We start from the raw sequence: 23,211 nt of genomic DNA, 5'->3' as shown, positions 1-23,211 counted from the left end.
GCTCAGCCGAACAGCGCGGCGTAGTCGTCCTCGCGGAAGCCCACGAGCACCCGGCTTCCTTTCACCAGCACAGGCCGCTTCACGAGCTTCCCGTCCTCGGTGAGCCACCGCGTGACGTCGTCGTCGCTCGCGGCGTCCACCCGCGCCTTGCCGAGCGCGCGGTAGCTCTGCCCGCTCGTGTTGAGCCACCGGCGCACCGAGAGCCCGCTCGCCGGGACCCACCGGGCGAGCTCTGCGGCCGTCGGCGGCTCATCGACGATGGGGCGCACGGCGACGTCGACGCCGCGCTCGCCGAGCCACTTCAGCGCTCGCTTGCAGGTGCTGCAGCCGGCATAAGAGAGGATCTGGACCTTGCTCATGCCGGGCCTTCTGCCCCCTCGGCCGCGCGACATCAAGCGCGGATGAGCGCGAAAAAGAGATGGAAAGCTCCCATGGCAGGAGAGAAAAAAAAGGGCTCCTGTGCAATGCGCCCGGAATGCGCCCGAAGACGAGCAGCGCACCGATTGAGCGCGGGTGGTTCATGGCGCGCGCCGGCGGCGGCGGACGAAATGCCGCATCGCGCGACGGGCCGTCTGGTATAGGGGGCGCGGAAAGGAGCCGCCCCCAGCGGCAGCGCGCCTCGTGATCCGTCTCGACTCCATCAGCAAGCAGCACGGCAAGCAGATCCTCTTCCTCGAGGCCTCCGCGGCGGTGAACCGCGGCGAGAAGGTCGGCCTGGTGGGGCCCAACGGCTCGGGCAAGACGACCATCTTCCGGATGATCACCAAGGAGGAGGCGCCCGACGGCGGCCAGGTCGCCATCGATCGCGGCGTCACCGTCGGCTACTTCAGCCAGGACGTCGGCGAGATGAAGGGCAGGAGCGCCGTCGCCGAGACCATGGACGGCGCCGGCCCGGTCTCCGACGTCGCCGCGGAGCTCCGCGAGCTCGAGGCCGCGCTCGCCGATCCCGAGCGGATGGATGAAATGGAGAGCCTGATCGAGCGCTTCGGGCAGGCCCAGGCCCGCTACGAAGAGCTCGGCGGCTACGCGCTCGACGCCAAGGCGCGCGAGATCCTCGCCGGGCTCGGCTTCAGCCAGGCCATGATGGACGGCGACGTGGGCGCCCTCTCGGGCGGGTGGAAGATGCGCGTCGCGCTCGCCCGCATCCTCCTCATGAGGCCGGACGCGCTCCTGCTCGACGAGCCGACCAACCACCTCGACATCGAGTCGATCATCTGGCTCGAAGGGTACCTGAAGCAGTATGCCGGGGCGCTCGTCATGACCTCGCACGACCGAGAGTTCATGAACCGCATCGTCACCAAGATCATCGAGATCGACGGCGGCGAGCTCACCAGCTACTCCGGCAACTACGAGTTCTACGAGCAGCAGCGCGCCATCAACGAGCAGCAGGCCGAGGCGCAGTACGAGCGCCAGCAGGCGATGCTCGCGAAGGAGATGCGGTTCATCGAGCGCTTCAAGGCCCAGGCCGCCAAGGCGGCGCAGGTCCAGTCGCGCGTGAAGAAGCTGGAGAAGATCGACAAGGTCGAGCCGCCGAAGCGCAGGAGGACGATCCGCTTCGAGTTCAAGCCCGCGCCGCGCTCGGGCGACGACGTGGCGCGGCTCAGCGGGGTGAAGAAGTCGTACGGCGGGCGCTCCATCTACGACGGATTCGACCTCCTGATCCGCCGCCGCGAGCGCTGGTGTGTGATGGGCGTAAACGGCGCCGGCAAATCCACCCTCCTCAAGCTCGTCGCGGGGGCCTCCGCCCCGGACGCAGGCGGGGTGAACGTCGGCGCGAGCGTGAAGCTGGGGTATTTCGCGCAGCACGCGATGGAGCTCCTCGACCCGACCCGCTCCGTCTGGGAGTCCATCGTGGCGAGCTTCCCGCAGGCCTCGATCGGCTCGCTCCGCACGCTCGCCGGCGCGTTCGGCTTCTCCGGCGACGACATCGACAAGCCCTGTCGCATCCTGTCGGGCGGCGAGAAGGCGCGCCTCGTGCTCGCGATCATGCTCTATGATCCGCCCAACTTCCTCGTGCTCGACGAGCCGACGAACCACCTCGACATGGCGACCAAGGAGATGCTCGTCGAGGCGCTCTCCTCGTTCGAGGGCACCATGCTGTTCGTCTCGCACGATCGCCGCTTCCTCGCCGCGCTGTCCAACCGCGTCCTGGAGCTCCTGCCCGACGGGCCGCGCGTGTACGGCGGGGGATACCTGGAGTATGTCGCCCAGAGCGGACACGAGGCGCCGGGCATCCGGAGCTGACCCGCGCCGACGTGGCGCGCGCGCGGTGCGAGCGAGCTCCGCCTGGGAGCGGCGCTCTCTCGTCGATTTCGTCGATTCGAGTCGATGCTAGGTGAACACGCGCTCAAGGATTCGCGCTATCGTGAGGTCCCCGATGGATCTGCTCGGTAGACCGAACCCAAAGCGGCTCTCCGACTTCATCCAGCGCCACCACGACGCGCTCCTGGATGCCTGGAAGCACCGAGTCCAGGCGCTCAGCCCGGCGCGGCGGCTGCCGGCGCCGAGGCCAATCGATCACCTCCCGGACATCCTCGCCTACATCGCCGAGCGCACGCGCAGCGCGGGCACGGCGGCCGCGGTCGACCGGGGGCTCCCCGGGCTCCACGCGCTGAGCCGGCTCGCCCACGGGTACGATCTCGCCGACGTCGTGATGGAGTACGCGGCGCTCCGCGCCGTGATCCTGGAGCTCTGGGAGCGGGACGGCGGCGGGGACGGGGGGCGTGAGGTCATCCAGCTGAACGGGACGATCGACGAGGCGATCGCGGACGCGGTGTCCCGTTACCAGGCGGCGCGCGTGCGCCTGCTCCAGGGGCTCGACGCCATCTCGACGGCCGCGCTCGGCAGCAGCGATCTGGACACCTTCCTGAAGGCGCTCCTCCGCGCCACCCGGGAGGCGGCGGCCGCCGTGGACGTGGCGCTCGTCCTGCTCGGGGACGGGGACGCCCTCGAGGTCCACGCGACCGCGGGCATCGACGACGGGCCGCTGCCCGGGCCCCCGCTCGAGGCGGCGCGGGAGTTCGCCCGCGCGGTCCTCGCGCTGCGCGGGCCCACCTCGCTCGACGCCGCGGCCGGCGGCTTGCCCGTCACCGCGCGGGAAATCCGGGCGAGGGGGCTGCGCGCCGTCTACGGCGTGCCGCTGATCCACGAGGGGCACTCCATCGGCGTCGCGATCCTCGGCTCCCGCAACGCCGAGGAGTTCTCCGAGGACGACGCGCTGATGCTGCGCACGATGACCAGCCGGGCGACCGGCATCATCGTGCAGGCGCAGCTCGTCGCGAAGGAGCGCGCGGCGCGGCGCCAGGCGGACGACGCCCGCGCCCTGCTCGCGACCGTGGTCGAGCAGATGCCGGCGGGGCTGGTCATCGCCGAGCCGCCGACGGGGCGCGTGCTCCTCTCGAACCCCCAGGCCGGGGCGATCTTCGGGCTACCCCTCCTGGACATCCACGACATCGGCGGATACGCCGTCTGCCGGGGCTCCGACCCCCGGTCGGGCAGGCCGTACGAGGCCCGGGATTGGCCTCTCGCGCGGACGGTCACGACCGGCGAGGTCGTGATGGACGAGGAGATCGACATCGTCCGCGACGACGGCGCGCGGGGGCGGATCCTCGTGCGCTCGGCGCCGGTCCGGGATCCGGTCGGGCGCGTGATGGCGGCCGTCATGACCTTCTTCGACATCACGGAGCGGACGCGCGCCGAGCGGGGGGAGCGCTTCCTGGCCGCCGCGAGCGCCGCGCTCAGCGACACCCTCGACTTCCAGGGCACGCTCGACCGGGTGGGGCACCTGACGGTCCCCGAGCTGGCAGACTGGTGCTTCATCCAGACGCTCCCGGACCTCGAGCAGTCGCGCGGGGTCACGGTGACGCACGCGCGCCCGGAGGAGCTCCAGCGGGCGCGGGCGCTCTTCCGCGAGCAGGATCCCCCGCCGCCGCTGACGGCGCTGCTGGAGCGGGCCCTCTGCAGCGAGCGCCCGGAGCTCATCGGGGATCTGTCGCACCCGCTGGTCGCCTCGCTCGACGAGAACGGCGCCTTCCGCCGGTTCGTCCGGGCGCTCGGGATCACGTCGGCCCTGGTGGTCCCGCTGGTCGCGCGGGGCCGCACCTTCGGCTGCATCACGCTGGCGACGGCGGGGTCCGGCCGGGTCTACGACGAGGCGGACCTCGCGGTGGCGCACGACCTGGCGCAGCGGGCGGCGCTCGCGGCGGACAACGCCCGCCTGTACGAGGCGGCGCAGCGCGCGATCGAGCTCCGGGACAACGTGCTCGCCACGGTGTCCCACGACCTCAGGAACCCCCTGAGCGCGATCCTCACGGCGGCCGCCGTGATGACGAAGCGCGCGGCGACGCGGGGAGAGAAGGGCGACACGAAGGCGATCCAGGCGATCCAGCGCTCGGCGCACCGGATGGATCGGCTGCTCCACGACCTGCTCGACTTCGCGAGCCTGCGCGCCGGCCGGCTGGCGCTGCGCCGGCAGCCGCAGGATCCGCGGGAGATCGGCAGGGAGGCGGTGGAGACGTTCGAGCCGCAGGCCCAGGAGAAGGGGGTCCAGCTGGGGGTCGTGGCGGCCGACGACGTCCCGCTCGTCACGTGTGATCGCGATCGGGTGCTCCAGGTGCTCACCAACCTCCTGAGCAACGCGCTCCAGGTGACGGGCGCCCAGGGGGCGATCACGCTGCGGTGCGAGCGCGGGGAGGAGCACGTCGTCTTCTCGGTGGCCGACACGGGGCCGGGGATCGCGGAGAACGAGCTGCCCCACCTCTTCGAGCGGTTCTGGCGCGGCGAGCGGAACGGCTACAAGGGCACCGGGCTCGGGCTGGCCATCGCCCGGGAGCTCGTCGCGGCGCACGGGGGGACGATCCACGTGGAGAGCCGCGTGGGGGTGGGGACGACGTTCAGGTTCACGATCCCCGTCATGGACGAGGGGTGAGCCGGGGCGGCGGGCAGGCAGGGCAGCCGCCGCAGGGGAGGAGTGGACGATCGAGCGCGCCGGTCCCAGGAGCCCTCGGGAAGGAGGAAGCATGGGAGTCGAGAAGACGCACGATCCGCCGAGCGCGCCGCGCTCCGGGAACGAGGTCAGCCAGGAGAAGCGGCCTCCGCCGCAGGCGGATGTCCCGGGCGTCCGCGGGCCGGTCACGCCGTCTGGCGAGCGCGAGGACACGCCGCCCGACGAGGTCGATAGCTGGGGCAGCGAAGGCGGCGCCGGCTCGTACGCGGGGGGGCCGATCATCTCGACTACGAAGATCTCCGGAAGGGGGTCGGAGCGCAAACCGACGTAGCGGCGCAGGGTGCTCCGGTCGCAGGGCGGAGTTCGAGGCTCGCGAGCGCCCGCGCTCGAGTCTGTGGACCGGGGCGTTGGGTCAGCGGAGCAGGATCGGCGCTGCTGGGAGCGCGATCTCGCGTCGCGCCTTTCATCAGGAGGCGCGCCATTTGCCGAGACCGCGTTGGGCGGATGGGCGTCGACTCAATACGGGCCAAGCGGAATGCCGCGCCATGAGCGGCCGTGTGCCCATCGGCGAATCGCGCGGGATGCAGGCGGGCGGCGTTACACCGCGTGCGAGGCGCACCACCCAGCGCATCAACCCGCTTACATTACCCTCACCCGAGCCGGCGGCGGGCAAGCGGGCACTCGAGGGGGACACCCGGCACACGTCATCCCGTTTCCCATGGTATACTACCAATTCACTTCTGGAACAGACGTCCCTGTCTGGCGGGGCGGATGATATCCGAATTCTTTACCTTCGTCGACATCTCGCGCTCCTCACCCTTCGCTCCGCGCTTCTCGAGCTCGAGGTCAGCACACAGCCGGTTGACGGCGTCGCCGAGCGTCTCTAGATCCGCTGGCGTCTCGTTGCAGAGGGCGCTGTAGAGATCCTTGAGGGAGACGCCATCCTGGTGCCTGGCGTGGAAGATCGCCGGCAGTTCCTCGACGAGCGCTCTGACCGTCCGCGTCTTCGCCGAGTCGTCGAACTCGAACGGAAACGGCAAGAGGATCTGGTCCCTGTTCTTGGTCGGATCGAAGCCCAGCATCATCGTGCCCTCGCGGCCGAAATGCTCGAAGTGGTTGCTCACCGACCAATGCAGGGCCTTGACAACGTCGTTCGCCTTGGAGTTATTGGCAAGGTGCAGGAACCAGTACGATCGGTGGCTGAGCTTTGACTTGATGAAGAACGGCGTATAGCACTCGGCATGCGCGCGCTTCGCGAACGTCTCGTGCAGGAGGAGCTGGATCAAGCGCATCAACCGGCCGCGGTCCTCGGTGGACAGCGTCGCAGCTTCGTCGATGTCCCGGCAACCGGAAAGGAACGCATCCATTTCGGGCTCGACCAGCCGCGCGTCCTTCAGTCTGCCGAGCGCCTCTCCGGCCGTCTTCGCGTGCGCGGAGATGTGGTCCACCGCCAGGGTCAGAAACACCTCCGCCGTGGGAATCTCCGTCATGATCCTCGCGATCAAGTCGACGGGGATGGCACTATAACCGTACTGGTCGAGCACGAAGATCGGGCGCGGGCGCCTCGGGGTAGTAACCTTGATCCGATCCAGGACACTACCGAGCTCCGCCTCGAATGCTCCACGCCGGAGATCAACCTTCTCTCGGATGAAGCTCTCGCCGACTTGCTCCTTCAATGTCGCATTCAGGTAGGCGTGCGTCTTAGGGTCCTTCTCGATGAAGACGTAGCTCGCGTCGACGGAGAACGGCTTCTTACGGCCCCCCACGGCGTTGAGCCGCGCCTCCGCGGTCCGGACAGCGTTGATCAGGATGAGCGGTGAGCCGGGGTGGAGCGTGTTGCCCTGGCCTTCGACGACGTATTGCCCGCCTCCGGCGAACCCATCGATGAGCATCAATTTGAGTGGAACAGTACCGCCCCTCGTCAAGATAGGAATATACCGCTCTATGTACTCCCTCAGGATTGTATGCTTCGCCAAGCTGTGGGCCCCCAGCGTCGCTGGGCCGTCGGACCAATCGTATTTCGCCACGGCGCGCTCCTACTCCGCCGCCATTGCCCCACGCTGGAACTGGTCCCGAATCATTGCAAGGCGCTGCGCGCGTACAACCGCGGGCGGCGGCGCGGCCGGTTCAATTGTAGGGTACTCGTCGTACGTTCGCTTTCCAAGCTCCCTGCCGGCGCGTGACTTTTGGACCCCTCCCCACTGCTTGAAAAAGAACGGGACGCCCGCCTCCCTGCACTGGTCGCGGAGCGAAATTACCCAACGCTCCTCCATGGGACGAGCCCTTGGACCGCTCTCACCGCCCACGATCACCCAGTCGATGCCCTGAAGATCGATCCGGCCCAGGTCTTCGAGCAGCGGCTCGATGGAGAGGAAGCGTACCTCGGCTGGAGTCCGGCGGAGTTCGTCGATTCTTGGGAGGCCGTAAGCCCGGTCCTCCACGCTCACCCCAAGCCAGATGTGCTTGCGGCGAACGATCTCGGGCGGCATCTGCGACGTGAGCGTGCGGAGGCGTGCCGCACGCTTGGTGAGCATCTGGTAGATGTGCCAATCCGCAGAGGCCATGACCTCAAAGACCTGGCGGACATACTCCTCTGGGACTTCGTCCTGGAAGAGGTCGCTCATGGAGTTGACGAAGATCCTGCGCGAGCGGCTCCATCGGAACGGTTCGAAGAGTTTGTCGGGCACCAGCAGCAGGTCGAAGCCCTGCTCGTACGGATGGCCAGGCACGCCCCGGAAGCGTTCTGCAAAGATCTCCGCGTAGCAGTGCTTGCAGCCGGGGCTGACCTTCGTGCAGCCGCGGAGGGGGTTCCAGGTCGCGTCCGTCCACTCGATGGTGCTGCCGTCGCTCATGACTTGCACAGGTGTACAGTAAGGGCGCGGGCGCAGCAAGTGGGGAAGGTGACGCGGATCGTGCGCCCCGTGCGTCAGGCGCCTCCGTGGTGGCCGCGTCGGATCGCGCCCGACCCGGTGAAGGGGCCTGCCGCGCTCGCCGGGCACGCGGCGGTCCACGAGCGCGAGAAGGCCGCGGTCGGCGGGCCGAATGGTGCAGTCCGGTGGGTTCGGGAGGGCGAGACCGATCGCGCTGGGGTGCGGAGGACGGTTGCCAATCGCCGGAAATTCGTGGGAACCTACCGGTCAAGAGGGCGGACTACACAGACCTGGCGGGGCACGTTTAGGCGAGTCCGCGCTCGAGAGGGTTCCGCATTCGAACCGTAGTCGGGCGGCGAGAACCGATGATTTGGAATGCGTGACCGACACGTCAATTGGATGAGGTTCCCGGGAGAAGTAACAGAACGAGGGAGCAGGCCCATGGCACATATCACCTGTCCGAAGTGCAGGCAGTCATTCGACAGCTCTGACCCGACCAACCGTGCGACGCCGCTGGCCGCGACCGCGGCAGGTGGAGTTGGAGGCGCGTTCTTGGGTGCGGGAGTCGGCTTGGCGACGGGGGGCACGGCGATTGCGGCGACGGTTCCGTTCGCGATCGCCGGTGGCATCATCGGCTTCCTGGGCGCGAAGAGCTTCAGGCGATGCCCGAGTTGTGGCCACGTATTTCGGGTGTAGACCCGCCCGACGAACCCATGGGCAAGGTGAAGTCGCTGAGACTGCCGGAAGGCGCCCGTGTTGGGAGCTACCGGATCGTCCGTCCTCTTGGCCGCGGCTGGGAAGGCGAGGTCTACGCCGTCAAGGAGGTCCCCACCGAGGCGGAGCGGGCCATGAAGCTCATCTCCCGGGAGAACGTCGACAGCGCGCGGCACGTCACGCACACGGCATGGTTTTTCGAACAGGTCGCATCGAGCCGGTCGGTCGCAAGATACTACCACATGGGACAGTGGTTCCTTGACGACAACGAGGGCCTCTTCTACCTTGTTTTTGAACGGCTCAATGGTCCCATTCTCAAATACTATTTAGCCGACGTGGGCAAGAAGCGACTTTTGACTGAGACGCACGCGCTGCACCTGCTCCACCGAATCGCCGAAGCCATGGGTCGTGTTCATGTGTTGGGGTTCGCGGTTGGCGACTCTCACGGAGAGAACATCCTGATCACGGGAGACGCCGAGGACCCCCGGCCGATGTTCTGCGACCTCGACCCTGGCGAGCCGGACAAGCCGAACAAGGACTTCCAGCGCGACATGCGGGAACTGGTGACGCTGGCGAGGCAAGTATTGCGCATCACACACACGTCTTCGAGGACGAAAGACGCGTTGAGACACCTGCGGACGGCAGCCAAGCGCCCGGTGAGTCCTGAAACGGTGATGGCGCTGGGCGAGCAGATGGCGGCGTGGTGACGCCGAAGGAGTACTCGCACGATGCGATGATTGATGGTTCGACGCTGGATACGCCGCTCAACAAGCGGCTGGTGCCGACCGCGCTTGGCGCGGCGGCACACCCGAGAGATGAGCTGTTGAGGCTTGACAACGCGGCGTTTCGGGTCGCACCCGAGGACGAGCGGATCGTTCACCTTACAGCAGCGGAAAGCAGGTCGCTGGGAGGCTTTCAGGTGCTGCGAGGGGGTCGCGACCGGGCTCGCACCACCTGAAAGCAAGTCGCGACCGGGCTTGCAGGTGCTGCGAGGGGGTCGCGACCGGGCTTGCACCACCTGAAAGCGGGTCGCGATCGGGCTTGCACCATCTGAAAGCGGGTCGCGATCGGGCTTGCACCATCTGAAAGCGGGTCGCGAGGACACTTGCACCACCTGGTGCAGCTCGCGGCGCCCGATGATCCAGTGAACTTATCAAGTCTTCACAGCCATCAACGTGGACGAGTCATCGGGGGATTTCCCCCGCCCTGCCGGAACGACAAGACCGCCAAGGCGCCATAAGACGCCAAGATTCTTGTGTTTCTCTTGGCGTCCTCGGCGCCTGGCAGTTCAGAAGACCCCAGCTTCAGGCAAAGTACACCACCCCCGTCCACGCCCACGTCAGGGCACCACCCGTTCAGCCCACCGCGCCACGCCAGGATCGGCGAGGAGCGCCGATTTCCTGGCCGCCGGTGAGCCCGTTTCTCGATTACTCTGGCAGCCGCCGTCACGCCTGACGGTGCCCGTGGACGTCACATGCTGGATCATGAAGAGGACGATGGCGCGCCGCCTTCGGGGACGCGGCGGACGACGGCCTCGACGTGGGACCTCGCCGCGTCGGGCGGAGCTTCCGCGCTCGGAGAATGGCTGCCGACGGAGCGGGTGAGCGCGTGGCCCTGGGGGCCCTGCGCGCTCCAGGTGGGCGAGGCGCTCGTGGACCCGGGGGACGACGGCGGGACGTACCGGGTCGTGCGCCTGATCGGCCGCGGCGGCATGGGCGAGGTGTACGAGGTCGAGCGCGAGGGCACGGGCGTGCGCTTCGCGCTGAAGTGCATGCGGATGGGGCGGGCGGACGACCCGAAGGTCGTGCGGAGGACGCAGGAGGAGGCCATCGTGCTCCGGAGCCTGCGACACCCGCACCTGGTCCCGGTCCACGCCATGGGCCTGCGGAGCGACGGGCTGGTGTGGATGGTGATGGAGCTCCTCGTGGGCTGGACGGCGGGGCAGCTCCTCGACCGCCTCGGGAAGCTGCCGGTGCCGTGGGCGCTCACGATCGCGCGCGACGTATGCCTGGGACTCCAGGCGGTCCACCCGTTCGCCGTCCACCGCGACATCAAGCCGGACAACATCCACGTCGACGAGCAGGGCCACGTGCGCGTGCTCGACCTGGGCGCGGGGAAGTTCCAGCGGCTCGGCGTGATCACGACCGGGGGGTTCTCCATCGGGACGGTGGCGTACATGTCGCCCGAGCAGCTCATGACGCCGGACGCGGTCGACGCGCGGAGCGACCTCTTCTCGACCGGGATCGTCCTCTACGAGCTGCTCAGCGGGCAGCACCCGTTCGCCTCGCGCGACGACCTGGTCCACAAGAACAAGATCGGGCTCGCGATCGCGCACGATCCGCCCCGCCCGCTGCTCGGCGCGGCACCCTGGGTGCCCGCCGCCGTGGGCGAGATCGTGGCGCAGGCGCTCGAGAAGGACCCGGCGGACCGGCAGGACAACGCGGAGCAGCTCGCGGTCGCGCTGGACGCGGCGCTGCGGCGCATGGAGTACGAGATGGGGGAGCTGCCGCCGCTCCGGCTGCTCGGGACACGGATCTCCCTGCCGGACGCGTTCCGCCGGCCGCCGCAGGGCGGCGAGGCCGCGGCGCTCGGCGAGGCGGCGGCGCCCGGATACGGCGAGACCGCGCCCCTGCCGGGGTCGCGGGGGCGCGGGCACACGGAGCGGATACCTTCGCTGCCGCCCGCGAGGGCGGAAAGCACGCCGCCGCGTGGGCGCGGGCACACGGAACGGATGCCTTCGCAGGCGCCGCGCCCGGCGGACCAGGCGGCGCCCGCGGACGAGGGGGCGACCGGGCCGGCGGCGGACGGGCGGAGCGCGGGCGACGGGCGGGACCGGGACAGGGCGTGGCGACCGCCGCCGCCGGCCGTGCGCCCCACGTCGCGGACGCCGCAGCTCGACACCCGCGAGATCGTGGCGGAGTACTGGTCGCGCCACGCGGAGACGGAGCCGGTGCCGCGGGCGGCGATCCGGGCCGCCCGGGAAGGGGCGGGTGAGAACGAGGCCCGAGAGGCCGAAAGGGACGGCGACGCGCGGGAGGGCGGTCGCAAGCTGCCCCGCATCGTTGCCTTCTTCGTGGACCTGGTCACGGGGTTCATCGAAGCCGCGCCGAGGTGGCTGGTGATCGGAATCGCGCTCTGGTGGGCGGTGTGCATCGCGTACGGGGTGACCATGATGGTCCTGGAGCGCCGACTCGCCGGCGGGGACCGGCCTGCCGAGGCGGCCCCGGCGGTCGCGGCAAGCGCGGCCACCGCCGCGAGCGCGCCGGCACCCGCGGCAAGCGCGGCCACCGCGGTGAGCGCGCCGGTACCCGCGGAGACCGCCGCGAGCGCGCCGGCACCTGCGGACAGCGGGGCGAGCGCGCCGGCGCCCGCGGCGCCCGCGGCGCAGCCGAGCGCGACGGGCAGCAACGCCGCGGCGCGGCCGGCGGGCACGGCAGGCACCGGCGCGCCGCCGCCGCAGCGGCGACGCCCGCCGGCGCGCCGCCTGCCGCCGGAGATCTTCGAGTGAGCGCCCGCGATGGTCGATTTCCTGGCCGCTCCGCGGACCCATCTCCGATATCTCCCTACGAGGGTGGAACGATGACGGACTCGCCGACGCTGGACGACATGATCGAGGCCCACGTGAGGCAGGCCATGAGGCGCGTGGAGGGCCTGTGCCCGCCGGAGGTGGAGGAGGAGATCCGGCGGATGCTGCGGGTGGCGCTCGACACGGACCCGGAGATGCAGCGGCTCTTGCGGGCGAGCGTGGCGAGGCCGGCGGTGAAGGAGAGCGACAAGGTGGACGTGCGGGCGCTGCGCGCGGCGCGCCCTGGCCAGGAGCCCGCGCCGGCCAAGAGCGATAACGCGCAGCGGAGGCGGCGGTGACCGCGGCGATCGTGGCGCTGCCGCGCGAGCGCCCGCTGACCGCGGAGCAGCGGCGGCTCGTCGAGAGCGAGCCGGAGCTGAGGCGGCGCGCGGTGGGCGCGGTCGTCAAGCGGTACGGGATGCTCATGCCGCCGGAGGAGATGCTCCAGGAAGCGGCGCTGGCCGTGGTGCTGGCGGCGCGGTCCTACGACCCGGCGCTCGGGCCGTTCGGGCGGTGGGCGTTCTACAAGGCGTGCCACGCGATCCTCGACGCGGCGAAGGCCGGGGGCAAACACGAGGCGCTGAGGAAGAAGGCGCGCGCGGCGATGTTCGGGTGGCTCGCCGGCGGGCGCGGGGCGCCCGACGAGGAGCACCTGCTCGAGGTCTTCACCATGAGCGAGGATCCGGTCCACAAGAAGGTCGCCACGTTCTGCAACGACCTCGTGAACGAGGCGCTGAGGGCGACGTGGCACGGCGGCGGAGAGGTCGCGGTCGCGCAGCGCGAGCAAGCGGCGACCGCCGTGCGCGTGCTGCAAGAGACGATGCGCGAGCTCCCGGACACGCAACGAACGATGCTGGCGCTGCGGTTCCAGCAGGACGCGGAGCTCGACGAGATCGCGGCGCAGGTCGGCATGAGCTCGCGGACGATGCGGCGGCGGATGAAGGAGCTGGTGGAGCTCTTGAGGACACGGCTCGCCAGGGCGGGCGTCACGACGCTGCCGGAGTGGTTCCGCGGAGAGCACGGCGAGCTGTTCGGGGACGCGGGCGAAGAGGCGAGCGCCGAGGCGAGCCGGCAGCGCGCAGGCGGCGCATGAGCGAGGACGGGCGCAGGCGCGCGGACACCGACCCGGCCCTGAAGGGGGTGCCGCGGGAGCTGCGGCCGTTCGCGCGCAAGATCGACAATCCGGTGAAGCAGCCGGGCGACGACGTGTCGCTCGACAAGGCGGTGACGCAGCTGCGGGAGCTCGGCGGGCGGGCGGAGGCGATGGATCCGCTGTTCTACGAGGTCGAGGCCAAGCGGCTCGAAGCGGAGCCGGACGGAGCGAGCGAGCGGGGGATCGGCAACGTCCGGGTGTACGTGGCGCCGAGGGCGCTGCCCGGAGCCGAGGCGGCGGCCCGAGAGAAGAGGCGGCGGCTGGCGCGGGCGGCGGTGGGCGTGGCGGTCGTGGGGCTCGGCGTGGCCGGCGCGGCGGGGATGATGGGACGGTGCGGCGCGGGAGAGGCCGCGGCGTGGGCGCGCGAGGGGGTGAGCGCGCGCGTGGCGGAGATGGCGGCGGGGGTGAAAGCGGGCGGCGCGGAGAAGAGCGCGGGCGCCGCCGACGCGCCGGGAAATGCGGGCGCGGGCGCAGCGTCGGCGACGCCGGACGCGAGCGCACCGGCGGCGGCGCGCGGCGCCGTGTCGTCCGCGGCGGCGCCGTCGATGAGGCGGCCGCCGGCGCCACGCAAGACGGTGAAGGCGCCTGAGGAGAAGCAAGAGACCACGCCGGCGCCGGCGACCACGGCGGGGCCTCCCGCCGCTGCGCCCCCGACGACATCGACCGCAACGACGACACCAGCGATGCCACCCGTGGAGCAACGGACGCGCATGTTCGGAGTGGAATCATGAAGAGAACGGCTATCGGGATCGTGTGCGCGGCGCTCGCGGCGCCCCTCGCGTGGAGCCCCAACGCGCGCGCGGTGGAGCCGGCCGCCGACATCGTCGCAAAGCAGCGTGTGCTCTTCGAGCAAGGCAACACGCTGTACGATGCGCAGCGGTGGTCCGAGGCGCGCGACGCGTTCCTTGCGGCCTGGAAGCTCAAGAGGAGCTACGACGTGGCTGCCAACCTGGGCGACGTGGAGTTGCTCCTCGGCGAGGCGAGGAGCGCGGCGGAGCACCTGGCGTATGCGCTGCGGGAGTTCCCCGCCGGTGGCAAGCCGGCGCTGCGGGCGACGCTGACGAAGCGGTTCGACGAAGCGCGGCGGCTGGTGGGCGCGCTGCGGATCCAGGTGAGCAAACCAGGGGCCGAGGTGTTCGTGGATGGCCGGGCGATCGGATATGCGCCGATCGATGACGAGGTGTTCGTCGAGCCCGGCGCGCACGAGCTTTTCGCGAAGCAAGATGGGTACGTCGGCGCGACGGCAAAGGTCGAGGCGAAGGCAGGTGGGGCGGCTGACGTCACGCTGACGCTGGGGCGCACGGCGGCGCCGGCCACGCCGCCCGCAACCGCGCTGCCGGCGCCGAGCGGCGGGTCCCCCGCGGCGCATACGCATCTCGCACCCGAGGCGAAACGGAGCTGGGTGCCGGTGGTCGTGCTCGGGGCGGCGAGCGCGGTGGGGCTCGGCGTCGGGGTGGGGTTCACGGTGGCGTCGAACGGGGCGAATGACGAGGCGCGCGCGCAGAGCCGGTCGATTCGGGGCGCTGGAGGGCAATGCGTCGGGCCATCGACCGCGTTCGCGGAGCCGTGCGCCCAGCTGGATCGGCGGGGATTGGAGGCCAGCACTCTGGGTTATGCCGCGTTCGGCAGCTACATCGCATCGGGCGTGTTCGCTCTCGCCGCGGCGACGTACGTGCTCTGGCCCAGCCGAGCAGGGACCGGCTCGACGGGGGTGTCGGTACGACCCGACGTCCGCCTGGATGGCAGCGGCATCCTCGTCGTGGGGACGTGGTGATGAGCCGGAGGGGTCACGTCATGAGACTTCGACGAATGCAGGCGCTCACGGCAACCACGGCGTTCGTCATCGCCGCCGTCGGCTGCGATAGGCTCTGGTTCGATATCCACAACGACTGCGAGCTGATGCTCACGTGCGAGCACTTCCGCCCGACGAGCAGCGCAACCGGTGGCGGCGGCAGCAACTCCGTGTGCGACGCCGATCCAACGGAGGACGCGAGCACGGTGACGGACGAGTGCGCGGTGTTCGCGAACCCGAACGCGCCGCCAGGAGGCGACGGCTCCAAGGCCATGCCCTACGCGTCGCTCGCGGAGGCGATCGCGAACGCGAACGGCAAGCGGGTGCTGGCGTGCGCGAGCGGAGCGTTCGCGGAGAGCGTGATGATCGGGGCGGAGGTCGAGGTGATCGGCGGCTTCGACTGCGCGACGGAGTGGACGTGGAGCGCCGAGGCGCGGAGCGCGATCGAGGCGCCCGCGAATCGGATCGCGCTGACGCTGGCGGAGGGCGCGAGCGGGGCGAAGGTGCGGAGCTTCGCGGTGCGCGCGGCGAGCGCGACGGAGCCGGGCGGGCCGTCGATCGGCGTGGCGGTCGCGGATGTGGAGGCGGAGCTGGCGCACGTGGACGTGACCGCGGGCGACGGGATGGACGGCGAGAGCGGAACCACGCCAACGGAGGCGCCCGTGGCGGGCGCGAGCGCACCGGCGATGAGCGCGTCGAACGCGTGCGAGCTCCCCGCTGCCGTGCGGGGCGGCGAGGCCGGTGTGACGACGTGCGAGGACGGAGAGACACGCGGCGGAGCGGGGGGGCTCGGCGGGATCACCGACACCGAGGGCGGCAACGGGCTGCGCGGGGAGGACGCCGCGCCGTTGCCGGAGCCGAACCCTGATGCGTCTGGGCTTGGCGGAGCCGGACAGACAGATCCTGACGGCGACTGCAAGCCCGGCACGAACGGCAAGAGCGGCGCTCGCGGCGCAGCCGGCGCCGCCGGCAGCGACACGATGCTGACGCTGACGGGCATCGCCGGCGGCGACGGCGGCACCGGCACATCGGGCAGGCGTGGTCAAGGAGGAGGAGGAGGCGGCGGCGCCAAGGCCGGCCTGTTCTGCGGGACCGCTGCGGCCCCGGTGGAGGGCCCCGGCGCGAGCGGCGGCGGAGGCGGGGCCGGCGGCTGCGGCGGCAAAGGCGGCGGCGGCGGCAAGGCCGGCGGGTCGAGCGTCGGCATCCTCAGCCTCGGGACGAAGCTGGTGCTGACCGAGGTGACCGTCGCGGTGGGCAAGGCGGGCAAGGGCGGCGATGGGACTGGCGGAAGAGGCGGTGCCGCTGGGGGCAGCGGCGGGACCGGGGGGGCTGCGTCGCCCCTCGGTGGATCCATCGGCTGCCGAGGCGGCGATGGCGGCCAAGGCGGCGCCGGCGGCCCCGGTGCCGGCGGTCGAGGCGGCCACGCCGTCGGCATCGCCTATGCGGCGGCGCCGGGCAAAGCGCCGGCGGTGCGATTCACCCCGGGCACGGCAGGGGACGGCGGCAGCGCCGCGCCCGTCGGTCCGCCGGAGAGCGCCGGCGCGCCGGGGGCGAGCGGGGTTTGCTGGGATTTCGCGGCGCTGGCGCCGTGCGGAGGATGAGCGCGATGAAAAGCCCTACGGGGTTGGACATCTCTCTGGACGACCTGCAAACGTTTCTCACGCCGTGGACCAATCCGGGCTGGTGCGCGACGACCCCGCAGGCGGAGAAGACGCGGCTCGCCAAGCTGGGGGCACGACGTGTGATGGCGAAATACGGGCTCGATGACCACAGGGACGAGGCGGCGCTCGTAGACATGACGGTCTGGGCGGAGAAGCTGTCCGCCTCCGCGCGTGCGGCCGAGCACGAGGAGCCACCGAGGGCGAGCACGTTGCCGGTGAAGCGCGAGGTCGAGCAGCGCAGCGCGCGCCTGGCACGGCTCGGCGCGGTGCTCTTCGTGCTGGCAGTCGTGGGCGGCGTGGCGCTGGCAGCGCTGAGGTAGCGACGTAGCGAAGGCCGCGTGTCGCGCGGCCTTCTCAGATGGAAACGAACGCGCGCCGCACACGGTGGCGCGCCATGGCTCGGCTCGTCCTGGCGACGAGCGCGCGAGGAGGACGATCGTGTATCCACAGCTCGCCATCGAGGCAGCTGCGCTGTCGGACGTGGGCCGGCGGCGCAGCCACAACGAAGACAGCTTCGCCGCTCTCCCCTGCCTCGGCCTCTTCATGGTCGCCGACGGCCTCGGCGGCAACGCCGCCGGAGAGGTCGCTTCCCGCATGGCCATCGAGTTCGTCAAGGGCTGCTTCGAAGTCGACGAAGACCTCGAGGAGACATGGCCCTACGGCACCGGCAGCGCGCACGACCGCGACGAGGTGCGCCTGGTCATGAGCGTCCGCCGCGCCAACAGGGCCATCTACGAGGCGGGGCACATGCACCACCAGACCCGCGGCATGGCCACCACCTTCGCAGGCGTCCTGCTCGGACCTGGCATGGCCTACATCGCTCACGTCGGCGACACCCGCGTCTACCGCATGCGCGCTGGAAAGCTGGAGCGCCTCACACGAGACCACACCCTCCTCGAAGAGCTCCTCAGCGCCGGCGACGCCGCACTCGCCGCACTCGAAGCCCTGAATGGACGCGCCAACGCCGTCACAAGGGCCCTCGGCTGCGACAAGAGCGTCGACATCGAGTCGCGCGTCGAGGCGACGGCGCCGGGAGACATCTTCCTCGTCTGCTCCGACGGGCTGTGGGGGCCCGTCCCAGAGGCACGCATCGAGGGCGTCCTCGGGAGGCACCGAGACCTCAGCCTCGCCGCCACCCTGCTCGTCGACATCGCCAACGAGGCCGGCGGCCCGGACAACGTGACGTGCGTCCTCGCACGCCTGGGAGGCGGGTGACGCCATGAACGAGGGTGAAACGATGGACATGGACGACGAGACCGCAGCGGAGGCGGAGGTGAAGAGTAGCGTCATGAGGAGATCCAGTGTCCTGGTGTTGTGCTCGGCGCTCGCGGCGCCGCTCGCGTGGAGCCCAAACGCGCTGGCGACCGACACGCCCGCCGACGCCTCCGCGAGGCAACGTGCCCTCTTCGACAAGGGCGTCCGCCTGTACGACCAGAGCAGGTGGGCAGAGGCACACGTCGTTTTCCTCGAGGCATGGGCGCTGAAGAAGAGCTATGCCGTGGCCGCAAACCTCGGCGACGTCGAGCTGATGCTCGGCGACCCACGCAGCGCCGCAGTCCATCTGGCCTATGCGCTGCGCGAGTTCCCCGCCGACGAGGCGCCCGCGCTGCGAAAGCTGCTCACCGAACGCTTGGAGGAGGCTCAGCGGCGCGTCGCGATCCTGCGGGTCAGGGGCGCGCCGCCGGGGGCCGAGCTGCTCGTCGATGGTAAGCCGCTGCCGGAGGAGGAGGAGCCGGAGGAGATCTACCTGGAGCCGGGGACGCACCGGGTGACGGCGCGGCGCGACGGGTACGCCGAGGCGGAGAAGGTCGTGACGGTGGCGGCGGGGACGCGCCAGGTGGTGACGCTGGTGCTGGTGGAACGGCCGACGACGAACGCGGCGGGGACGGCGAAGCTGCCGGAGACGGCCGTGGTGTGGCCGGCCCGCAGCGCGGAGGAATACGCCGGCAGGCCGAGGAGGGCGGTGCTGATCGGCGGCGCGGCGACAATGGGGGCGGCGGTGGTCGCGGGCGTGGGGTTCACGGGGCTGTCGAACAGCAAGGCTGCGGACGCGGACGCGCTGGCCGCGGAACTCGCCCGCGACGGCGGCAGGTCGGCGTGCTGGTCACGCATAACGCCGAGGTGCGCCGCGCTGAACGACCTGAACACGGAGAGCGATACATTCCACGACTTGGCCGTTGCGGGCTTCGTCGGCGCAGGCGTCGTTGGCGCTGCGACGCTGGTCTATTGGCTGTGGCCGCGAGCGAGAACGGAGACGCGCGTGGCGCCGGTCATCGGGGCGAGTGTCGGTGGTGTGGTGATGATTGGTCGGTTTTGAACATGCGTCACCAGATGGCGGTCGGAGGGAGAACGATGAAACGAGGGCGAACGCTCGCAACGTGGACGCTGAGCCTGATCGCTGCTGCGTGCGCACTGCCGCAAGCAAGCTGCGCGACGCGCAGCGAGGACTGCGCGCTGAACCTGACGTGCCCGCCGGAGGGCGCCGGAGGCGGTGATGGCGACGTGGGCCCCGCGTGTGAGGCGGGCCCAACGGAGGACGCGAGCACGGTGACAGATGAGTGCGCGGTATTCGCGAGCGCAAACGCGGCACCTGGCGGGGACGGGACAAAGGAGAAGCCGTACGCTTCGCTCGCGGAGGCGATCGTCCACGCGCACGGCAAGCGAGTGCTGGCGTGCGCGAGCGGGGCGTTCGCGGAGAGCGTGACGATCGATGCGGCGGTGGAGGTGATCGGCGGTTTCGACTGTGACACGGGGTGGACGTGGAGCGAAGAGGGGCGGAGCGCGATCGAGGGACCGGCGGATCGGATCGCGCTTACGCTGGGGGAGGGAGCGAGCGGGGCAAAGGTGCGGAGCTTCGCGGTGCGCGCTGCGAGCGCGACGAAGGCGGGCGGGTCGTCCATCGGCGTGGCGGTCGCGGACATCGAGGCGGAGCTTTCGCAGGTGGACGTGACCGCAGGCGACGCGATGGACGGCGCGAAGGGCGAAACGCCAGCGGAAGCGTCGCAGGCAGGCGCGAGCGCGACGATGATGAGCGCGACGAACGCGTGCGAGCTACCCGCGGCCGTCCGAGGCGGCGAACCCGGCACGACCACGTGCGAGGACGGCGAGACGACCGGCGGCCGAGGCGGTCGCGGAGGAAGCCCAGGGATTGAGGACGGCAACGGGCTGCGCGGGGAGGACGGCGCGCCGTTGCCGAAGGAGAATCCTGACGAATACGGGCTCGGCGGCATCGGTGAAACCGATACCAAGGAGTGCAGAGATGGCGAGGAGGGCAAGCGCGGCGACCCCGGCACCGCCGGCGCCGCGGGCATCGCCACGACGCTGACGCTGACGGGCATCGCGGGCGGCGACGGCGGCACGGGTACATCGGGCAAGCGAGGTCAAGGGGGAGGAGGCGGCGGCGGCACGAAGGCGGGGCCGTTCTGCACGGTCGGCGAGGAGGTGGTGGGGGGCGTCGGGGCGAGCGGCAGCGGAGGCGGAGCCGGCGGGTGCGGGGGCAAAGGCGGCGGCGGCGGCAAGGCCGGCGGATCGAGCGTCGGGATCGTCAGCCTCGGAACGAACCTGCTCCTGACCGACGTGACCGTCGCCGTGGGCAAGGCGGGCAAGGGGGGAGAGGGAGTGCTCGGACAGAGCGGTGCCGCTGGGGGCCGTCGCAGTGCCGGCGGCGCCAGCTCGGGACTCGGCTCCTCACACTACGGCTGCTGGGGTGGCGATGGCGGCGATGGCGGCTGGGGCGGCCCCGGCGGTGGCGGTCGAGGCGGCCATGCCGTGGGCATCGCCTATGCGGCGGCGCCGAGCGAAGCGCCTGCGGTGCAGTTCAGGCCCGGCACAGCCGGCGACGGCGGCGCCGCCGCGCTCGGTAGTCCGGCGGCCGGCGGTCCGCCGGAGAGCGCCGGGGCGCCGGGCAGTGCTGGGCTCTGCTGGAATTTCGGGTCAGGTCGATCGTGTGAGAATTGAAGAGCCCTGGAGGCAATGAGCTTCTCCCGAGAAATCAAGGGCAACATCGCTTCAGGAGGCTGGACGTGGAGAGCGCCCAGGCAGTACCGTCCGGCGTGCTGCGGCAACGCGGGTCGGTGGGCTGCTCGGGGCTAACAACACTGCTGAGAAAGCGTGGGTGTCGGGCGGGTGGGCCGATGGTCTGCTGAAATCCTCCACTGCTTCGTCAGGCCTATAGTCGGGATATCTATCCAAAGGCCATTGGCAGCAGCCCGGGAGAAGCGGACCCCTTTGGGGCCAGGCGCCTGACGGGGACGGGCGCGCGTGCGTGCGCCGGCGTGGCCCACGCGCCCCGAGCAGCAAGCAGCGCCTCGTGCGCTGAGGTGGTCGTGTGGAGGATTGAGCGCGCCGCCGTCCGCGGCGCGCCATGGCTCGGCTCGTCCCGACGACGAGCGCGCGAGGAGGACGATCGTGTATCCACAGCTCGCCATCGAGGCAGCAGCGCAGTCGGACGTGGGGCGGCGCCGTAGCCACAACGAGGACAGATTCGCGGCGCTGCCGTGCCTGGGGCTGTTCATGGTCGCCGACGGCCTCGGGGGTAACGCGGCCGGAGAGGTCGCGTCGCGCATGGCCATCTCGCCGGGATCCTGGGGGCGCATCGCGACCTGGGCTTTGCGGCGGAGCTGCTCGTCGACCTCGCGAACGAGCATGGCGGGCCCGACAACGTGAAGTGCGTGCTGGCGCGCCCGGGAGGCGGGGCGAGACGGCGCGCCGTGGCAGGCGCGACGAACGGCGGATGTAAGGGGATGCCTTGGGTCGGGGCAGCACAAAGCCGGGCTCCGCGGTGCATCGGACAGGGGTGCTCACGGTTCAGGAGGGAACATGGAAGACATGCTGGGTGCAATGTGGCTCGTCTCGCCGATCGGGCTCGCGATGATCGCGTGCGTCGCGATCGGCTTCGCGGTCACCGCGCGCGAAGCGCTGGGACGCGAGCGCGGGTTTCGTGAGGCGCGCGAGCAGGCGCATGATGAAAGTGAGGCAGCCCTCACCGATGCGAAGGAGCAGGCAGCGGGGGAGCGGGACCGTTACCGGCGCCTCCTGGACTGTCACGTCGATGCGGCGCTCGCCGAGCTGAGAGACGCCCGAGGGCGCCCCGTCCCCTGGCCAGGAAGGGTCCTCGAGTCGTTCTGCGCGACGACGCCTTCGTGGAGGAGGAAGCTGGCCGAGTGCACGGGGTTGGAACCGAGGGAGGTGGAGCGACTGCTGAGGAGCGACCTGCCCATGACGCCCGGCCTCGCGCGGCAGCTGGAGACCTTCACCGGCACGCCGGCGCGGTACTGGGAGCGCCTCTGGCGGCTGCACGACGACCCCCGGACCGACGCGGAGGAGACCGTGGTGTTCCGGGTCGGCGAGCCCGTCACCGAGCGTGAGAGCCCGGCGTCGCCGGCTCCGCCGACGGCACCTCCCCGCGCGCTCGACACGCCTCCGCCCGTGGTGCCGTCTCCCGAGCTCGCGGCCAGGAGCCCGCGGGCGAAGCTCCCGCCGACTCCCCTGCCGCAGCTCCGGCCACCGCGCCCTGTCCGTGCCGTCGCGGGGGAAGAGCTCACCCGTCGTGCTGCCACCCTGACGAGCTTCCCGCTGCAGCCCGACGGAGGCGGGGCGAGCCCTGCCGGTGCGTCCGATTGGGAGGAAGCAGAGCGCTCTCCCCTGAACACGACACTCCCGGGAGTAGGGCGCCATGGGTGAGAGCAACCGAGCCTCGCACTCGGGCCGTTGTCCTGCCTCGCGAGGCCGTCGTCTTGCCGCTGGGACGCGCTGTCTTGCTCCGCGACGCCGTTGTCTTGCCGCTGGGACGTGCTGTCTTGCTCCGCGACGCCGTTGTCTTGCCGCTGGGACGCGCTGTCTTGCTCCGCGACGCCGTTGTCTTGCTCCGCAAGGCCGCTGTCTTGCCGCTGGGACGCGCTGTCTTGCTCCGCGACGCCGTTGTCTTGCTCCGCAAAGCCGCTGTCTTGCCGCCGGCGCCTCTTGTCCTGGCGCGCGAGACCGCTGTCTTGCGGCTGGCACCCGCTGTCTTGCCCGCGGGGCCGTTGTCTTGCCGCCGGCGCCCGTTGTCGCCCACGGCGTGGCCGGGCTCCCCGAGCGCAGCGCCGGCGGTGCAGTTCACCCGCGGCGCAGCCGGCGACACCGGCAGCGCCGCGCCCGGCGGTCCGCCGGAGAGCGCCGGCGTGCCGGGATGCGGTGGGAGTTGCTGGGATTTCGCGGCGCAGGCGCCGTGTGGAGGAGACTCGCCGGTAACGCCGCCGGAGAGGTCGCCTCCCGCATGGCCATCGAGGTCGTCAAGGGCTGCATCGAAGTGAACGAGGATCTCGAGGAGACGTGGCCGTACGACACGGGCAGCGCGCACGACCGCGACGAGGTGCGCCTCGTGCTCAGCGTCCGCCGCGCCAACCGCGCGATCTACGAGGCAAGCCAGCAGCAGGAAGAAACGCGCGGCATGGCCACCACCTTCGCCGGCGTCCCGCTCGGACCTGGCATGGACGTGACGTGCGTACCGGCGCGCCTCGGAGGCGGGTGA

20 protein-coding genes and 1 pseudogene are annotated in these 23,211 nt (G+C 70.9%); 18 read left to right on the top strand and 3 right to left on the bottom strand.

Going from position 1 to position 23,211, the window contains the following annotated elements; genetic code table 11:
* Window positions 1–2 precede the first annotated feature (2 nt).
* Complete coding sequence (locus ACSRUE_RS18130; RefSeq protein WP_437765436.1) at window positions 3–359, bottom strand: Spx/MgsR family RNA polymerase-binding regulatory protein; 357 nt, start codon at window positions 357–359, stop codon at window positions 3–5.
* Between the two features lie 262 nt (window positions 360–621).
* On the opposite strand from ACSRUE_RS18130, the gene abc-f reads away from it, so the two are divergent.
* From abc-f to ACSRUE_RS18115, 3 genes are all read left to right on the top strand, one after another.
* Window positions 622–2,244 (top strand): ribosomal protection-like ABC-F family protein, encoded by a 1,623-nt coding sequence (abc-f, locus tag ACSRUE_RS18125; protein ID WP_012238670.1) that lies wholly within the window; start codon window positions 622–624, stop codon window positions 2,242–2,244.
* A gap of 121 nt (window positions 2,245–2,365) precedes the next feature.
* Window positions 2,366–4,927, top strand: coding sequence for an ATP-binding protein (locus ACSRUE_RS18120; RefSeq protein WP_441292081.1), 2,562 nt, complete (start codon window positions 2,366–2,368; stop codon window positions 4,925–4,927).
* Window positions 4,928–5,018: 91 nt separating this feature from the next.
* Window positions 5,019–5,276 (top strand): hypothetical protein, encoded by a 258-nt coding sequence (locus ACSRUE_RS18115; RefSeq protein WP_441292080.1) that lies wholly within the window; start codon window positions 5,019–5,021, stop codon window positions 5,274–5,276.
* Between the two features lie 403 nt (window positions 5,277–5,679).
* On the opposite strand, the gene ACSRUE_RS18110 is transcribed toward ACSRUE_RS18115, so the two are convergent.
* Together ACSRUE_RS18110 and ACSRUE_RS18105 are read right to left on the bottom strand one after the other, a co-directional pair.
* Window positions 5,680–6,972, bottom strand: a complete 1,293-nt coding sequence (locus tag ACSRUE_RS18110) for a three-Cys-motif partner protein TcmP (protein WP_441292079.1) — start codon at window positions 6,970–6,972, stop codon at window positions 5,680–5,682.
* A 9-nt stretch (window positions 6,973–6,981) separates the two neighbouring features.
* Complete coding sequence (locus tag ACSRUE_RS18105; protein ID WP_441292078.1) at window positions 6,982–7,797, bottom strand: DUF5131 family protein; 816 nt, start codon at window positions 7,795–7,797, stop codon at window positions 6,982–6,984.
* Window positions 7,798–8,528: 731 nt separating this feature from the next.
* Here ACSRUE_RS18105 and ACSRUE_RS18100 point away from each other — a divergent pair.
* The 15 genes and pseudogenes from ACSRUE_RS18100 to ACSRUE_RS18030 all read left to right on the top strand — a co-directional run bounded on the left by ACSRUE_RS18100 (window position 8,529) and on the right by ACSRUE_RS18030 (window position 23,211).
* On the top strand, window positions 8,529–9,236 hold the full coding sequence (locus ACSRUE_RS18100; RefSeq protein WP_441292077.1) for a protein kinase domain-containing protein: 708 nt from the start codon (window positions 8,529–8,531) through the stop codon (window positions 9,234–9,236).
* Window positions 9,230–9,487 carry a hypothetical protein gene (locus ACSRUE_RS18095; protein ID WP_441292076.1) on the top strand — a complete coding sequence of 86 codons (258 nt, stop codon included), beginning with the start codon at window positions 9,230–9,232 and terminating at the stop codon, window positions 9,485–9,487. The genes ACSRUE_RS18100 and ACSRUE_RS18095 overlap by 7 nt, the downstream gene beginning before the upstream one ends.
* Window positions 9,488–10,003: 516 nt before the next feature.
* Window positions 10,004–12,037, top strand: a complete 2,034-nt coding sequence (locus tag ACSRUE_RS18090) for a serine/threonine protein kinase (protein WP_441292075.1) — start codon at window positions 10,004–10,006, stop codon at window positions 12,035–12,037.
* A 71-nt stretch (window positions 12,038–12,108) separates the two neighbouring features.
* Window positions 12,109–12,393 carry a hypothetical protein gene (locus ACSRUE_RS18085; protein ID WP_441292074.1) on the top strand — a complete coding sequence of 95 codons (285 nt, stop codon included), beginning with the start codon at window positions 12,109–12,111 and terminating at the stop codon, window positions 12,391–12,393.
* Entirely contained in the window at window positions 12,390–13,187 is a 798-nt protein-coding gene (locus ACSRUE_RS18080) for a sigma-70 family RNA polymerase sigma factor (protein ID WP_441292073.1), read from the top strand. The genes ACSRUE_RS18085 and ACSRUE_RS18080 overlap by 4 nt, the downstream gene beginning before the upstream one ends.
* The gene (locus ACSRUE_RS18075; RefSeq protein WP_441292072.1) at window positions 13,184–13,978 is read left to right on the top strand and encodes a hypothetical protein; all 795 of its coding nucleotides are present in this window, start codon (window positions 13,184–13,186) and stop codon (window positions 13,976–13,978) included. Before ACSRUE_RS18080 ends, ACSRUE_RS18075 begins: the two co-directional genes overlap by 4 nt.
* A complete protein-coding gene (locus ACSRUE_RS18070; protein WP_441292071.1) occupies window positions 13,975–15,021 on the top strand; it encodes a PEGA domain-containing protein in 1,047 nt (348 codons plus the stop codon). The genes ACSRUE_RS18075 and ACSRUE_RS18070 overlap by 4 nt, the downstream gene beginning before the upstream one ends.
* A 20-nt stretch (window positions 15,022–15,041) precedes the next feature.
* Window positions 15,042–16,640: a hypothetical protein gene (locus ACSRUE_RS18065; RefSeq protein WP_441292070.1), complete on the top strand. Its 1,599-nt coding sequence runs from the start codon at window positions 15,042–15,044 to the stop codon at window positions 16,638–16,640.
* Window positions 16,637–17,020, top strand: coding sequence for a hypothetical protein (locus ACSRUE_RS18060; RefSeq protein WP_441292069.1), 384 nt, complete (start codon window positions 16,637–16,639; stop codon window positions 17,018–17,020). The genes ACSRUE_RS18065 and ACSRUE_RS18060 overlap by 4 nt, the downstream gene beginning before the upstream one ends.
* A gap of 118 nt (window positions 17,021–17,138) precedes the next feature.
* Entirely contained in the window at window positions 17,139–17,915 is a 777-nt protein-coding gene (locus ACSRUE_RS18055; protein WP_441292068.1) for a PP2C family protein-serine/threonine phosphatase, read from the top strand.
* 28 nt (window positions 17,916–17,943) lie between these two features.
* Window positions 17,944–19,017, top strand: coding sequence for a PEGA domain-containing protein (locus ACSRUE_RS18050; RefSeq protein ID WP_441292067.1), 1,074 nt, complete (start codon window positions 17,944–17,946; stop codon window positions 19,015–19,017).
* Window positions 19,018–19,052: 35 nt separating this feature from the next.
* Window positions 19,053–20,657: a hypothetical protein gene (locus ACSRUE_RS18045; protein ID WP_441292066.1), complete on the top strand. Its 1,605-nt coding sequence runs from the start codon at window positions 19,053–19,055 to the stop codon at window positions 20,655–20,657.
* Between the two features lie 450 nt (window positions 20,658–21,107).
* Window positions 21,108–21,272: pseudogene (locus ACSRUE_RS18040) on the top strand (PP2C family protein-serine/threonine phosphatase); the annotation flags it as partial.
* 246 nt (window positions 21,273–21,518) lie between these two features.
* Window positions 21,519–22,382, top strand: coding sequence for a helix-turn-helix transcriptional regulator (locus tag ACSRUE_RS18035; protein ID WP_441292065.1), 864 nt, complete (start codon window positions 21,519–21,521; stop codon window positions 22,380–22,382).
* 574 nt (window positions 22,383–22,956) lie between these two features.
* A complete protein-coding gene (locus tag ACSRUE_RS18030) occupies window positions 22,957–23,211 on the top strand; it encodes a hypothetical protein (RefSeq protein ID WP_441292064.1) in 255 nt (84 codons plus the stop codon).

Source organism: Sorangium sp. KYC3313 (assembly GCF_052075895.1).
GTDB lineage: Bacteria > Myxococcota_A > Polyangia > Polyangiales > Polyangiaceae > Sorangium > Sorangium cellulosum_B.
This window is presented reverse-complemented; position numbering and strand designations above follow the sequence as displayed.